Origin of the sequence: Stutzerimonas degradans (genome assembly GCF_024448505.1) — a bacterium.
Taxonomy (GTDB): Bacteria; Pseudomonadota; Gammaproteobacteria; order Pseudomonadales; family Pseudomonadaceae; genus Stutzerimonas; species Stutzerimonas degradans.
On sequence record NZ_JAMOHV010000013.1, the window covers coordinates 68,103 to 82,745 of the forward strand.

9 protein-coding genes are annotated in these 14,643 nt (G+C 62.7%); 3 read left to right on the forward strand and 6 right to left on the reverse strand.

All coding sequences use genetic code 11. The features are described from left to right. Positions 1-14 precede the first annotated feature (14 nt). The 6 genes from NAV27_RS15720 to polA form a co-directional block, all read right to left on the reverse strand. On the reverse strand, positions 15-1,058 hold the full coding sequence (locus NAV27_RS15720; RefSeq protein ID WP_102828205.1) for a hypothetical protein: 1,044 nt from the start codon (positions 1,056-1,058) through the stop codon (positions 15-17). A gap of 9 nt (positions 1,059-1,067) precedes the next feature. Next, complete coding sequence (locus NAV27_RS15725) at positions 1,068-4,841, reverse strand: hypothetical protein (RefSeq protein WP_102828204.1); 3,774 nt, start codon at positions 4,839-4,841, stop codon at positions 1,068-1,070. Continuing rightward, positions 4,838-5,659: a DUF4123 domain-containing protein gene (locus NAV27_RS15730; RefSeq protein ID WP_102828203.1), complete on the reverse strand. Its 822-nt coding sequence runs from the start codon at positions 5,657-5,659 to the stop codon at positions 4,838-4,840. The genes NAV27_RS15725 and NAV27_RS15730 overlap by 4 nt, the downstream gene beginning before the upstream one ends. 3 nt (positions 5,660-5,662) lie before the next feature. Further along, entirely contained in the window at positions 5,663-7,753 is a 2,091-nt protein-coding gene (locus NAV27_RS15735; protein ID WP_102828202.1) for a type VI secretion system Vgr family protein, read from the reverse strand. A 184-nt stretch (positions 7,754-7,937) separates the two neighbouring features. After that, positions 7,938-8,456, reverse strand: a complete 519-nt coding sequence (locus NAV27_RS15740; protein WP_003286458.1) for an Hcp family type VI secretion system effector — start codon at positions 8,454-8,456, stop codon at positions 7,938-7,940. A gap of 484 nt (positions 8,457-8,940) precedes the next feature. Further along, positions 8,941-11,685, reverse strand: a complete 2,745-nt coding sequence (polA, locus tag NAV27_RS15745) for a DNA polymerase I (RefSeq protein WP_102828201.1) — start codon at positions 11,683-11,685, stop codon at positions 8,941-8,943. A 75-nt stretch (positions 11,686-11,760) separates the two neighbouring features. Between polA and NAV27_RS15750 the strand changes: the two genes are divergently transcribed. The 3 genes from NAV27_RS15750 (at position 11,761) to ppnN (ending at position 14,587) form a co-directional block, all read left to right on the forward strand. After that, a complete protein-coding gene (locus NAV27_RS15750; RefSeq protein WP_102828200.1) occupies positions 11,761-12,045 on the forward strand; it encodes a DUF2782 domain-containing protein in 285 nt (94 codons plus the stop codon). An 18-nt stretch (positions 12,046-12,063) separates the two neighbouring features. Beyond that, positions 12,064-13,017, forward strand: a complete 954-nt coding sequence (locus tag NAV27_RS15755) for a homoserine kinase (RefSeq protein WP_008567974.1) — start codon at positions 12,064-12,066, stop codon at positions 13,015-13,017. A 196-nt stretch (positions 13,018-13,213) separates the two neighbouring features. Next, positions 13,214-14,587: a nucleotide 5'-monophosphate nucleosidase PpnN gene (gene ppnN, locus NAV27_RS15760; RefSeq protein ID WP_102828199.1), complete on the forward strand. Its 1,374-nt coding sequence runs from the start codon at positions 13,214-13,216 to the stop codon at positions 14,585-14,587. Positions 14,588-14,643: the final 56 nt, after the last annotated feature.

The following is a 14,643-nucleotide window of genomic DNA, read 5'->3' on the forward strand; positions in this document are numbered from 1 at the left end:
CCGTCCAGCCGCCGTCAATCGGCATAGCGCACATAGCGATCCATGAGGTTCAGGCGTCCAGTGATGTCATAGGCGTTGACGCGAGCCAGGTTCTGCGTCAGCTGCGCTTCCCAGGTCTTATCGTCCATATCACGCCAATAGCGCTCGGGGCGGTCCGTGCGGCGGTCATGTGCCGCCGTGGTCGGGTCGTTCGCACGGTGTTTCTCGAACAGCGGGATATCCGGCAGCGGGCGGCCGATGTCCATGTAGTTCTGCAGAAAGTCCCAGGCAGCAAAGTGCGGCGACATGCTGGAATCCTTGGGCACGATGGGGAAAAGATTGATAGACAGGTCGTGATAGCGATGCACCAGATGCAGTTGATACCAGATCAGCCCCTGGCGATCGGGGGCACTGCTGATATAGGCATCGAACTCATGAAAGGGGTAGGTGAACTCACCGATGGTGCCGCTGCGTTTGTACTCGCCCATATTGACGTAATCGAAGATCGTGACCATGCCGGTGCGGCGGTTGAACTCCCAGAGCGGGCCCTTGGAAGGACGGACGACCCAGTTGGTGAACTTGTTAACGACTAGGGAGCCGAGGGCCCAGCAGGCGAGGGGCACTAAAAAAGTCCATGCAGTTTCTTTGATGATTGCCAGTAAGTTAGTGAGATATTCGTCGTCTAGAGCAGCAGCACCTACCAGCCAGGTCAATGGCAGAAAAATTGCCATCACCCAAAAAATAAAACGCCCCCCCCCCAATAGATAAAACCAGAAGGTCGTGTGTTTGGAGAATGGGGCATAGCGAATACGCTCATGATCGTTGATCTGGTGATAATCACGCTGCGCGAACTTCTCTTCCTGGCGAAGCCCGGCAGCCAAGTCCTGTTTGTACTTCTCATGGGTACGTAACCCCTCGGGCGTGCTCTGCCGTAGCATACTGAGTGGCACGATGTCCTCGGTATGCCCCCAGGGCAGGCGCGAGTTGCCAAAGCGGAACACCCAACTGCGTTTGGTCGCTGCTGGCTGGTCGGGAATTCGCGCTGGCTGGTAGGCGCTTGGGCTGTAGTGGGCAGTCATGGGGCATCCTTACGGCTGGCTGTCCGGATGGGTCTGTTCATCGGCCCAGAAGGGTCGATTGGTTTTGCTGAACTCGGGTTTATCATGCCGATCAGGGTTGTAACGCAGGACATCGGTCGGCAGCGGCGCCGGGAAGGCCCAGGTACGATCCTCACCTTGCAGGATTACCTGCGCGCGCACGGCCAGGGTGTAAGTCTGCCATCGATGTGGCGGCGTGCGAGGCATGCTCTGCGAAACCGGTACCTCGTAGAACAGTTCCAGGGCATCGGGGTACAGGCGCTGGGCCAGGGGTTGGATAGGGCTGAGGCTATGGCTGCTGGATTGCGTCATGTCTCGTGGGCTGAGGCGGTGGCTGCTGCTACGCAGTTGGCTGACCGCACTGATATTGGCGCTGCCGAGGGTGGCGGCGAGCCCGGGCAGGTTGCTTTCGATACGCACCTGGGTATTTGAACGACGCATCGCATGGTATTCGGCGGGGTCGAGCAGGCCCATGGCGCCGCTACAGCGTGCTTGCTTCGGGTTGGCGCCGATGCGGATACGAATACAGGCAAACAGGCTGACCAGGCGGTAGAAGGCCTCCTGCGGGTCGTTCCAGAGGTGAGATACCTCGTCGCTTCGGTTATTGCCGAAGGGGCCGTTGGTCAACCACTCCTCGATAGGGCTGTCGTCCAGCCACCACACTAGCGCTGCACCCGCCAGAATCAGCAGCAGGGTAGCCCAGCCAACCGGGCCCAGGCCCAGAAAGGTAGCGCCGCTGGCGGTGAAGAAGCCGCCGACTACCCCGACCAGGCCGCCCGCGGCCATCAGCCCGTAGCCCCAGGCAGCGTCGTCGCCCAGGCTGGCTTCATGCATTGCGTCGTAAATGCTGATACCGACGAAGAGCGTGCCGGCGAAGGATTGGAAGGCCAGTTTGCCGGTTATTTCTGTGATCAACTTCTGGCCAAACACCTCAGCCACTTTGGGTGGAATTCTTAGTACCACTCTTTCGGCGTACTTGGTCTGAAAGCTCTGTACCAGCGGGTGGTTATGCACGGTTTTATCGGCTAGGAACTCCATTGCTAGAACAAGATCGACACCAGAGCTAAAGATTCCGGTAGCGCCTCTAAGCATTCCCTTATTACGTGCATTCGCACTGAAAGCCTCGAACTCCGCCTGCACATTAAAAAACTCCAGAATTAACACGCCAGCCGGAAAGGCCTTGGAGCCGAGCAGACCGCGTGCGCTTCGGCGCCAGCCGCGCTCTTGTTGGGCCAACCGTTCTTGCGCCTGTTTCAGGGCGTTGTTGGCTTCGCTCAGGCGGCCACGGGCGGCTTCCCGGCGCTCTCGTGCCTGCTGAAGATCGTTTTGGATACGCAGTTCTTCGGCAATCTGCCGGTTCAGCGCACTGATCAGACGGGCAGTGCGGTGGTTCTTGGGGATGGCCAATAACAACAGCTCTTGTGCCTGCTGGTCGATGCCGGCCCGATTGGCCGTAAGACCATTGCTGCTGGCCAGTAACTGACCCTCCATATCCAGCAGTTCACCAAAGATCCGACGCGCGTTTTGCGTTGCCGCTGGGAGGTCAGTCAAACCGAAGAAGTAGTAGTTCTTCTGGTTAGCGGCCGTGCGGCGAATGAACACCATTTCACCGAAGTCCTGCTGCAGCATGCTGCGCAGCATTTGCAGGTCCTTGGTATACAGCCGGTATTTTGCAGGAAATGCCTGGTTACCCAGTTCCTCTTTCAACACGCTGCTGCGTTCTTGCTCGTGGTGCAGGTCGCGCTCGTGATCATGCACGTCCAGCCGCCTGCGCCTGCTCTGATCTGCAGCCTGGGCGTGCTCTGTGCTTGCGCCACTCAACCCTTTTTGCGCCTCCTTTAGGGCGCTGCTCAGGTTCTCCCATACGGTTATCAGCGCGGCAGCGCCGCTTTTGGCGGAAGGCAGGAGCAGGAAGTCCGGTTGCTGCATCAAGCCTGCGAGCGTGCTGCCTTCCAGAGTCGCCGGCTCTTCGCCGGGCGGTGCATTGAGCTGCGCCACCTGGTTCAACGCATCGGCACGATAATGGCCTTCGCCGTTGTTCGGTGTTTGCACCGCTTGATAGGGCTTGAGCAGGGTGTCGTCGTTCGCCTCTGGCCACAACATCTGGTGCAGAGGCTGACTGGTGTTCTGCGCAATCTTGCATAGCAGTCTCCTGCCCGCGCTTGCGCGTGGTGCATCGCCTGCCGCCAGGAATGGGTCCTGTTGATCGGCCGTGCGCGCCAGGCAGACGAATAGCTGACTGCAAAGCTGGAAGGCGCCGGCATAATCGAGCCCCTCCAGGCAGAAATGATCGCCCAGTGCATGCTGGTTGGATACCTGGGCCAAGCAGGCGGCAAGGTTGTCCTGTGCGGCCTTGAGGCAGGTAGCGGCCAACAGGCGGGCAGAGTGGCCCGAGCACAGGTCGATCTGCTGGCGCCCCTCCTGGCTGACTTGGCTGATGAAGCGGTGCAGCGGGTTGCTCTGCCCACCAATCTGCGGCGGCACCATCATCCGCTGCAGTAACAATGCAGAAGCGTGGTGGGCGTGGAAGGTAGCGCGCTGCGCGCAGAGCTGCAGCACCCCCAGGGCCTGGTTGGTGCGCAGCAGCAGGTGGCGCATGCGGTAGAGACCATCATCCAGCAGGACACCGGCGATTTGGCGCCTCTTGGCGGTGGCCAGCATATCGGTCGCTGCTGGCGCGGCCTGCCAGTGTTCGCGTTCGTTTACCGCGCACACATGCTTGAGATCGTTCAGCGTTTCGCTCAGCTCGATTGTCCATGCGCCCGTTTCCGGGCGCAGGTCATCTAGCGTTTGCTGTGGATGGCTTGGCCCTGGGTTGGATTCACCGCGCTCGTGACGTTGATGAACCTGCTGAGCATACTGCTGGCTCTGCACGGGGTACTGGCCGCTCAGATCGTGCAGATACTTGAGCGGTTGATCGAACAACCATTCACGAGCAGGGTCACGCAGACGATGGGCGGGGACATTGTGCAGGTAGAAGGCTTGCTGCTGGCTTGGAGCCCGGTAAGTGGTGTTGCCGAAGCTGCGTTCGGCCACGGCCAGGCCCAAGCGATTGCAACGGGCGCGACGCAGACGAGCGTTGCGCTCCATGGCGTTTAGGCGAACGGCAGGCCATTGCACCTCGGCATAAGCCACCTCGATATCCGGCGCCGCGCGGTTGTTCCATCTGGCGGGTAGCCAAATCTCGCTCAGCCCCTTGCCAGTGGCCGTGCGGGCGCCATCTCGAAAGTGCTCGCCATTGCGAACGTCACTCAGGCGTACGTCGTGATAAGTCACCTGCCCCTCAGCCTGACGAATCTCCAGTTCACGCCACACTTTGCCGCGATAGAACAGGTAGATGAAGCCGGGACGCACATGTACGGGGTATTCACGATGCTGGTGGTTGGCGCTGATACCGAGCATGGTGCTCATGGGTACTACAGGGACGATGCAGTTCCACTGCCGCTCACGCTGACGCGGGGTAGAGCGTGTGTCATCCATCAACGGCACGCGGATGGGGCTACCGCGTTCGGCCTCGATTTCCAGCCAGAGATGGCGCTTGGGTTGCTGCTGCCAATCCCAGATATGCAGGGTGCTGCTCCGCCGAGAATCAGCTACAAGCTCTTGTTTGGCCTGCTGGGTTAGCCACTCCTGCAGCTCATGATCGGTTTCGTCATAGATCACCACTCGCTGTTCCGGCGGGTGATCTTTGCCAATCACTTCGACGATCAGCTTGCCAGCTTCACAGGCCGGATTGCCGGACAGGCTCCCTACTTTGGCATTCATCCTTGACTCTCCGAGGGGGCTGGTGTGGCTTCCAGCCAGGATTGCAGTTGCTGCAGACGAAACTGCACCTGGCCCGATGCGATTTGGGGATGGCTTAAGTGCTGGGGATAAGTGAGCCGGGCTTCGAGGTATGCGCCCAGGCTCTTCTCGTCGTCGAACCCAGAGGCAAGACCATGCTGCAGATAGCCCAAAATCTGGTTGAACTCAGCCTGTGAATGCTCCTGCCAGCGCTCATAGGCAAATGCCTCTAGTTGCTGCCGTTCGAGAGCAGCGATCTGCATTCTGTCGAGTATCAGCTTGCCTTTCGGCGGCGCCCCATGATTGGTCGACTCGCTCCGTAGGCTGCGCCAATGGCTGATGTTCTCGCTGCGGTCTGCCCAGGTGGTGCCATGCCAGAACAACTGCTCGATGGGGCCTAGCCAAGTGATAACGGCCTCGGTCGCCGCAAAAAGGTAACTGGCCACCTGTGGGTCGTAATAGCGCAGTATCCCCTTACGCTCACCTTCAAACTGCACAACCAGCATTGCGCGCAGATGGGACAACAGCTCATCAACTGGCCGCTCGGAACTCAACAACACGCCAGGCCATTGCTCTGGTGCTTGGCGATACGCAGTCAACCAGGCGCTATCCGGCGTCAGTTGTATCAGCCAAGGTCCTTGTTCGACATGAGCGCCCAGCTCGGTATCAGCAAACAGAGCTTCCGGTCGTGGATCAGGCTCTAGCTGGTAAATCCGCCGCAGCAACGGCTCATCCAATTCGAGCAGCATGAAGAGTGGGGTAGAAAGATTGGGAAGCCCTGCGAGTATCTGTACAGACATCAATCAGCTCCCTAACTGAGCGGCATGACGACAAGGACAGTTGGTCAGCGGGCATTGCATTGGCGTACCGCCCCGAGGCTTCTGACACAACTCGATTAGCGGTGTATGGCTGAATCTCGCTTGCTTCAGTCGGTGTTCAAGCACAGCCCCAGGCACATCCGAATCTGTCGGCCTAACTTGCCCCGGCAATACCGGCGCCGCCCCCGATCCCTTTCCCGGACTTCCACCCGAGTTCATCCTGATCAGAGGCCCGACCATGGTGATGCCACCGCCGTCGAGCTTAATAAAGCTGCCACCAGCCTTGAAGGTCAGTTCGCTGCCCGCTTCGAGCACCACCTTGAGGCCGCTGGAGAGGTGAATTTCATTGCCCGCCTCGATGAACTGGCCGGCGCCGACCTTCAGGTGCTGACTGTTGCCGACATTCAGGTGATCGCTGGCGCGGACCTCGCTCTTGCGGTCGGCGTGAGTCGTGCGGTGTTCTTCGGCGCGGAATTCGCTGTAGCTGTTGGCTTCCACCCTGTCGTGACGTTCGTGGCCGACGCGGATTTTCTGGTCGTGCTCGATGTTCTCGTCCCAGTCGCGCTGGGCGTGGAGATAGATCTGCTCGGTACCTTGGCGGTCTTCGATACGCAGTTCGTTGTAACCGCCACCGCCGGGGGAACTGAGGGTCTTGAACACCGTGCGGGTCTTGTTCGCCGGCAGGTCGTAGGGAACCTGGTGTTCCTTGTGGTACAGGCAGCCGGTGACCAGCGGTTGGTCGGGATCGCCTTCGAGGAAGGTGACCAACACTTCCATGCCGACCCGCGGAATGGCGATACCGCCGTAGCGGTCGCCGGCCCAGCTGGAGCTGACACGCAGCCAGCAGCTGGTCTTGTCGTCGGCCTGGCCTGCACGGTCCCAGTGGAACTGAACGCGCACGCGGCCGTATTCGTCGCAGTGGATTTCCTCGCCGGCGGGGCCGGTGACCACGGCGGTCTGGCTGCCGAGGATCTTGGATTTCGGATGGCTCAGCGGCGGGCGGAAGGGAATATCCCAGGGTGTGGCGGCGAACTGGTTGCGGTAGCCCTGTACGAAGCCGTCATGGCTATCGACATGACTGGTGATCGACTCCTCCAGCACCTGCGGCTGTTTGCCTTCATGCAGCACTTCGGTGAGCAGCCAGAGTTGGTTCCAGTCGGCGCGGGGGTGCTTGCCCAGATCAAGGAAATGCCCGCTCGCCAGTCGCGGCTGGTCGCTGGCGCCTTCGGCCAGCTGATAGTCGTGGCGATGGCGCTCCAGCGCACGCTGCGACAGGTGCTTGCCGCGGGCACGCTCGGTGAAACGGCCGGGGTAGTCGTAGTCCTCGAGATCCGGCTGGAAGTCGCTGTGGAACGCGGCCTCCATGGTTAGGCGCGGCTTTTCGAAGTCGTAGTCGCGGCGCGTGACGCGACTGGTGCGGGTTTCCAGGCGCAGACCGAAGCGCTTGATTACCGGCTGGTCGGCGACCAGACCGCTGTCCTGCTGATAGGCCGTCGCGGCGAGCTTGGGGAAGACCGTCTGGTCGTCGCCGAAGACCAGCACATGGCCGGCCGTGCTGTGCTGGAAGTGATAGTGGATGCCCTCTTCCTCGCACAGGCGCTGGAGGAAGTGCAGGTCGGATTCGTCGTACTGCACGCAGTACTCGCGCGGCGGGTAGATCACCGGGCCGAGCTGGAAGCGGTAGGCGTCGGCCTGGATACCGTGCTCCTCGAGCACCTGGGCAACGATCTGCGGCACGCTCAGGTGCTGAAAGATGCGCTGGTTGGTGCGATGGGCGAGATAGGCCAGCTGCGGTACGAGCGTGAGCCGATAACGGGTCAGGCGTTTGCCCGATTCACCCTGACCAGCCTGATGCACCAGCCCGTGGATGCCGCTACCGTCCGGCGCGAAGGCGAGAAAGGCCGGACGGTGCAGCAGGCTTTCCAGCTCCAGATCGGGCCGCTCGCTGACCAGCTCCAGGTCGAAGCGATAGGGCTGGCTGATGGCTTCGCGGCCCTGGAATTCGAGCACCTTGAAGTCGTGCTCGAAACCGTCAAAAGTGAGGCTGAAATGGGCCTGGTTGGCTGGGGCGAACATCCATGTTCCTCCTGTTCAGTCCATGTATCGGCGCAGGGGCGCTGCGGAGCGTCGATGTAGCACAGACCGGCCGCTCTGCAACACGCGCTGTACGCATTCCGCAACGGCAACCTCGGATTCTGTTCGGTGCTTCGCAAAAAGACGTTCGGCCAGGCAAGCCTGGCCGAAGCGGGTCCGCGGCAAATCAGCCGGCGATCGGGGTGCGCCAGTCGTCGGAGCCGGAGGTGCCGGATACCTCGTGGGTCCAGACGATCTTGCGGTAGGTGAAGTACACGTCTTCCAGATGGGTGAAGTGCGACATGTTCGGGTCTTGGCAGTTGGGCATGCGCGACTGCACGTCGACGATCACCGCGTCTTCCAGTTCGATGGTGAAGTAGTGTTCCTGGGTGCCGGTAGACGAGGTGCGGTACCACTCCAGACGGCACTTGTTCAGGCGCTCGCCGGAAGTCAGGGCGTTGAAGATCAGCGGCGACGACTTGTCGAACACCTTGGTGATCATCAGCGGCTTGTGCACGCGCTGTCCGGTCGGCTGGCCCGACTGCGGGTCACGCGGAATGATGACCTGGTGCTGGAAAGCCTGGACCAGAATCTGATCTTCGTGGCCTTCCTGGAAAATGTTACCCACCGAGTCCTCGGTGAAGGTGCCGGCAGTGATCAGGCCTTGCTTGGTGCCTTCCAGGGACAGGTACGCGGGTGTTGGCATGGGTGCTCTCCTTGCTGAATGAAATGCCGTAGTTGGCAATTCCTTGGTACAAACGCCATGCCAGATCTGTAAATCACTTTAAATTCAATCAGTTATAAAAATATCAGCAGAACGTTTCGCGCCTTTGTGGAAGCGCATCACAAAAAACTGCGCAAGATCTGGCACAGCCGGCAGAAAACCTTGCGCAACTACTCGCACGCATCGTGCCGCAAGCGCTACACAGGCCTTTCCACAGAGTTATCCACAGAGGAGTGCGCCACTTCTTGCGCAGATGAATGACGACGCGAAGGTTTTTTCAAGGCAAAAAAAAACCTCGAACTTCATTGGGGGAGGGGGAAGTTCGAGGTCCAAATCCGGACCGCTAGGGCGGGGTCCAGAGATCTGCCAACACTTAACACAACAAGGAGCATTGAAGGGCTTTTACACCCTTCGCATGCATTGACCATCGGGTTCCGCAATTGGTTCCACGGGCCGCGAAAAAAACTCAATGCGCCTCGTCCCAGTTGGCGCCGACGCCCGCCTCGACCAGCAGCGGCACGTCCAGATCGGCGGCCGCGCTCATCAGCGGGCCGATGCGCTCGCGCAACGTCTCGACCTGATCCTCGCGGACCTCAAGTACCAGTTCGTCGTGAACCTGCAGGATGATGCGCGCGTCCAGCCCCGAGTCCTGCAGCCAGGCGTCGACGGCGACCATCGCGCGCTTGATGATGTCCGCCGCGGTGCCCTGCATCGGCGCGTTGATCGCAGTGCGTTCGGCTGCCTTGCGCATGGCGCCGTTCTTCGAGTGGATTTCCGGCAGGTACAGGCGTCGGCCGAACAGCGTCTCGACGAAGCCCTGCTCGGCGGCCTGGGCGCGGGTGCGTTCCATATAGGCGAGCACACCGGGGTAGCGGGCGAAATAGCGGTCGATGTACTCCTGCGCCTCCTTGCGGCCGACGCCGATCTGCTTGGCCAGGCCGAAGGCGCTCATGCCGTAGATCAGACCGAAGTTGATCGCCTTGGCGCTGCGCCGCTGGTCGCTGCTGACCTGCTCCAGCGGCACGCCGAACACCTCCGCGGCAGTGGCGCGGTGCACGTCCAGGCCGTTGCGGAACGCATCCAGCAGGCCGGCATCCTGGGCCAGGTGCGCCATGATGCGCAATTCGATCTGCGAGTAGTCCGCCGCCAGCAGCCGGTAGCCGGGCGCCGCGATGAAGGCCTGGCGGATGCGCCGGCCCTCGGCGGTGCGGATCGGGATGTTCTGCAGGTTCGGGTCTGACGAGGACAGCCGGCCGGTCGCGGTGACGGCCTGGTGATAGCTGGTATGGATGCGCCCGGTGCGCGGGTTGATCTGCTGCGGCAGCTTGTCGGTGTAGGTGCCCTTGAGCTTGCTCAAGCTGCGGTGCTGCATGATCACCTTGGGCAGCGGGTAGTCCTGCTCGGCCAGCTCGGCCAGCACGCTTTCGGCGGTCGACGGCTGACCGCCGGCGGTCTTGGAGAGCACCGGGCAGCCAAGTTTTTCATAGAGAATCACGCCGAGTTGCTTGGGCGAGCCGAGGTTGAACTCCTCGCCGGCTATATCGAAGGCCTCGCGCTCCAGCTCGACCAGCTTCTCGCCGAGTTCGACGCTCTGCTGGCCGAGCAGTTGCGCATCGACCAGCGCGCCGTTGCGCTCGATGCGCGCCAGCACCGGCACCAGCGGCATCTCGATCTCGGTCAGCACCTTGAGCAGCGATGGCGTCTGCTCCAGCTTGCCAAGCAAGGTCTGGTGCAGGCGCAGGGTGACGTCAGCGTCCTCGGCGGCATAAGGGCCGGCCTGCTCGATGGCGATCTGGTCGAAGGTCAGCTGCTTGGCGCCCTTGCCGGCGATGTCCTCGAAGCGGATGGTGCCGCGGCCGAGGTACTTCAGCGCCAGGCTGTCCATGTCGTGGCGGGTGGCGGTGGCGTCCAGCACGTAGGATTCGAGCATAGTGTCGAACGCCATGCCGCGCATCTCGACGCCGTAGTGCATCAGCACGTTCATGTCGTACTTGCCGTGCTGGCAGATCTTGCCCTTCGCCGGATCCTCCAGCAGCGGCTTGAGCGCGGCGAGCACGGCATCGCGATCCAGCTGCTGCGGCACGCCCATGTAGCTGTGGCACAACGGCACGTAGGCTGCCTTGCCGACCTCGATGGCGAACGACAGCCCGACCAGCTCGGCACGCTGAGCGTCGATGCTGGTGGTTTCGGTATCGAAGGCAAAGCAGTTGGCCATTTGCAGGCGCGCCAGCCAGCGGTCGAAGTCGGCCTGTTCGAGCAGCGTCTCGTACTCGGCTTCAGCCTGGATCGAGCAGTTCTCCGGGGCCACCGCGCAGTTCTCGCCCGCGGCCTTGGCCTCGCGCAGCAGGTCATCGAGCCAGTTCTTGAACTCCAGTTCGCGATACAGCGCGATCAGCGCCTCGCGATGCGGTTCGCCGGGCATCAGGTCGCCGACCTCGACGTCCAGCGCGACGTCGAGCTTGATCGTCGCCAGTTCGTAGGACATGAACGCCGCATCACGGTGCTCGGCGAGCTTGGCGCCGAGCGTCTTGGCACCGCGGATCGGCAGCGCCGCGACCTGATCGAGGTTGTCGTAGAGCCCCTTCAACCCGCCCTCGATGCCGTTGAGCAGTCCGCAGGCGGTCTTCTCGCCCACACCCGGCACGCCTGGGATGTTGTCGACCTTGTCGCCCATCAGCGCGAGGAAATCGATGATCAGCTCCGGGCCGACGCCGAACTTGGTCTTCACGCCCTCGATGTCGTAGACGCTGCCGGTCATGGTGTTGACCAAGATGACGTGCGGGCAGACCAGCTGTGCCATGTCCTTGTCACCGGTGGAGATCACCACGTCGCGTCCCAGCGCCGCGCATTGGCGGGCCAGGGTGCCGATCACGTCGTCGGCCTCCACGCCGTCGACGTTCAGCAACGGCAGACCCAGGGCGCGCACCGCCGCATGCAGCGGTTCGATCTGCACCCGCAAGTCATCCGGCATCGGCGGACGGTGGGATTTGTAGTGCTCGAACAGTTCGTCGCGGAAGGTCGGCCCCTTGGCGTCGAAGACCACGGCGAACGGGCTGTCCGGGTACTGCTTGCGCAGCGCCAGCAGCATGTTCAGCACACCTTTCACCGCACCGGTCGGCTTGCCGGTGGAGGTGGTCAGCGGCGGCAGCGCATGGAAGGCGCGGTAGAGGTAGGACGAACCGTCCACCAGGACGAGGGGCGCTTGGCTCATGAGCGGAATAACCTTTTCGGCGGGCCCGGCGCTAGAATGCACAGGACCACTTATCGACAAAGGGACAAGGTTATCATGCGCGCTCTCAAACCCCTGATGCTGGCCGCCCTGCTGGCGTGCGTGCCCCTGGCCGGTGTCGCCCAGGAGTCGGTCGACGGCGAGCCGGACGTAACCATCCGCCAGGAAGGTGACCGCACCGTCGAGGAGTACCGCGTCAACGGCTTCCTCTATGCGGTCAAGGTGACGCCCAAGCATGGCAAGCCGTACTTCCTGGTGCGCGCCGACGGCAACGACGGCAATTTCGTGCGCGCCGACCAGCCGGACATGCTGATCCCCGCCTGGAAGATCTTCAGCTGGTAAGCCGTCGGGAGGCCTGTCATGTCGGTATTCACCCCCCTGCAGCGTGACGAGCTGGAAGCCTTTCTGGCGCCGTACCGGCTCGGCCGGCTGCGTGACTTCCAGGGGATCACCGCCGGCAGCGAGAACAGCAACTTCTTCGTCAGCCTCGAGCAGGGCGAATACGTGCTGACGCTGATCGAGCGCGGCCCGACGCAGGACCTGCCGTTTTTCATCGAGCTGCTCGAGCGCCTGCACCGCGCCGGCCTGCCGGTGCCCTACGCTCTGCACAGCGAAGACGGCAAAGCGCTGCGCGAACTGGCCGGCAAGCCCGCGCTGCTGCAGCCGCGCCTGGCCGGCAGGCATGTGATCGAGCCCAATCCGCATCACTGCGCCGAGGTCGGCCGCCTGCTGGCACGCCTGCATCTGGCGACCCGCGAGCAGATTCTCGAGCGCGCCAGCGACCGCGGGCTGGACTGGATGCAGGAGCAAGGCCCGAGCCTGGCGCTGAACCTGCCAGAGGACCAGCTGCCGCTGCTGCGCGACGGCCTGGCGGAAATCGCCGAGCTGCGCCCGAAGCTCGTCGCCCTGCCGCGCGCCAACCTGCATGCCGACCTGTTCCGCGACAACGTGCTGTTCGAAGGCACCCACCTGACCGGCGTGATCGACTTCTACAACGCCTGCTCCGGACCGATGCTCTACGACCTCGCCATCGCCGTGAACGACTGGTGTTCGCACCCCAATGGCGAGATCGATCCCGAGCGCAGCGAGCCGCTGCTGGCCGCCTATTCCGCGCTGCGCCGCTTCACCCCGGCCGAGGCCGAACTGTGGCAGCCGATGCTGCGTGTGGCCTGCGTGCGCTTCTGGCTGTCGCGCCTGATCGCCGCGCAACACTTCGAGGGCACGCCCGACGTGCAGGTGAAGGACCCGGGCGAATTTCATCGCCTGCTGGTCGCACGCCAGCAGCCGGCGAGTGTCCTACCTTTTGCCTTCTGACGACGCGACCGCACGGTCGAGTATCGGGCCACGCCCGGGTAAGATGGCGCACTTTTTCCAGCGGCAACGCTGATACCTGCGGTCCGGGCCGACGCTGAGCGTCACCGGCCGCCCGCTCTTTTGCGCCTAGCGGCGCCCCACTCTTGCGCTGCGGCCGAGCCTCGCCGTCCGGTGCAGCGCCTTCAGGGAACGACGAATGACCCAACGCCATGTAATCAATGCCTCGGTCAGCCCCAAGGGCAGCCTGGAAACCCTCTCGCAGCGCGAAGTCCAGCATCTGAGCGAAGTCGGCGCCGGGCGTGCGCACAAGCTGTTTCGCCAGTGCGCACTGGCCATCCTCAACACCGGCGCGCGCATCGACAACGCCAAGACCATCCTCGAGGCCTACGCCGACTTCGAGGTGGAAATCCGCCAGCAGGATCGCGGCGTGCGTCTGGAGCTGTTCAACGCCCCGGCCGATGCCTTCGTCGATGGCGAGATGATCGCCAGCACGCGTGAAATGCTGTTCAGCGCGCTGCGCGACATCGTCTACACCGAAAGCGAGCTGGGCAGCACCCGCATCGATCTGAGCAGCTCGCAAGGCATCACCGACTACGTGTTCCACCTGCTGCGCAACGCCCGCACGCTGCGCCCGGGCGTCGAGCCGAACATGGTGGTGTGCTGGGGCGGCCACTCGATCAGCCTGGAGGAATACAAGTACAGCAAGCGCGTCGGCCACGAGCTGGGCCTGCGCAGCCTGCACGTCTGCACCGGTTGCGGGCCGGGGGTGATGAAGGGCCCGATGAAGGGCGCGGCGATCGGCCATGCCAAGCAGCGCCTGACCGGCAGCCGCTTCGTCGGCCTCACCGAACCGGGCATCATCGCCGCCGAAGCGCCGAACCCGATCGTCAACGAGCTGGTGATCCTGCCGGACATCGAGAAGCGCCTGGAAGCCTTCGTGCGCGTCGGCCACGGCATCATCATCTTCCCCGGCGGCGTCGGCACCGCCGAGGAGTTTCTCTACCTGCTCGGCATCCTGCTGCATCCGGCCAACCACGAGCTGCCCTTCCCCGTCGTGCTCACCGGCCCGCGCGAGGCGGCGCCGTACCTGCAGCAGCTGCACGCATTTGTCGGCGCCACCCTCGGCGAGCAGGCGCAGAACCGCTACCAGGTGGTGATCGATGATCCGAGCGAAGTGGCACGGTTGATGGTCGCCGGCATGCATGAGGTGCGCCGCTTCCGCCGTGAGCGCAACGATGCCTTCCATTTCAACTGGCTGCTGAAGATCGACGAGAGCTTCCAGCACCCGTTCGACCCCACCCACGAAGCGATGGCCAGCCTGCAGCTGCGCCGCGCGCTGCCGCCCCACGAGCTGGCCGCCAACCTGCGCCGCGCGTTCTCCGGCATCGTCGCCGGCAACGTCAAGGACAAGGGTATTCGCCGCATCGAACAGCACGGCCGTTACCAGATTCACGGCGACGCCTGCATCATGCAGCCGCTGGACGAGTTGCTGCAGGCCTTTGTCGAGCAGCACCGCATGAAGCTGCCGGGCAGCGCGGCCTACGAGCCGTGCTACAACGTGGTGAGCTGAGCGCCACACCAACAAAAAGCCCGGGGCATCGACCCCGGGCTTTTTTTGTCAGGCGC

Coding starts and splice junctions, on each gene's coding strand:
- NAV27_RS15720 (WP_102828205.1), bottom strand. CDS start 1,058: ATGACTGCCCACTACAGCCCAAGCGCCTACCAGCCAGCGCGAATTCCC.
- NAV27_RS15725 (WP_102828204.1), bottom strand. CDS start 4,841: ATGAATGCCAAAGTAGGGAGCCTGTCCGGCAATCCGGCCTGTGAAGCT.
- NAV27_RS15730 (WP_102828203.1), bottom strand. CDS start 5,659: ATGTCTGTACAGATACTCGCAGGGCTTCCCAATCTTTCTACCCCACTC.
- NAV27_RS15735 (WP_102828202.1), bottom strand. CDS start 7,753: ATGTTCGCCCCAGCCAACCAGGCCCATTTCAGCCTCACTTTTGACGGT.
- NAV27_RS15740 (WP_003286458.1), bottom strand. CDS start 8,456: ATGCCAACACCCGCGTACCTGTCCCTGGAAGGCACCAAGCAAGGCCTG.
- polA (WP_102828201.1), bottom strand. CDS start 11,685: ATGAGCCAAGCGCCCCTCGTCCTGGTGGACGGTTCGTCCTACCTCTAC.
- NAV27_RS15750 (WP_102828200.1), top strand. CDS start 11,761: ATGCGCGCTCTCAAACCCCTGATGCTGGCCGCCCTGCTGGCGTGCGTG.
- NAV27_RS15755 (WP_008567974.1), top strand. CDS start 12,064: ATGTCGGTATTCACCCCCCTGCAGCGTGACGAGCTGGAAGCCTTTCTG.
- ppnN (WP_102828199.1), top strand. CDS start 13,214: ATGACCCAACGCCATGTAATCAATGCCTCGGTCAGCCCCAAGGGCAGC.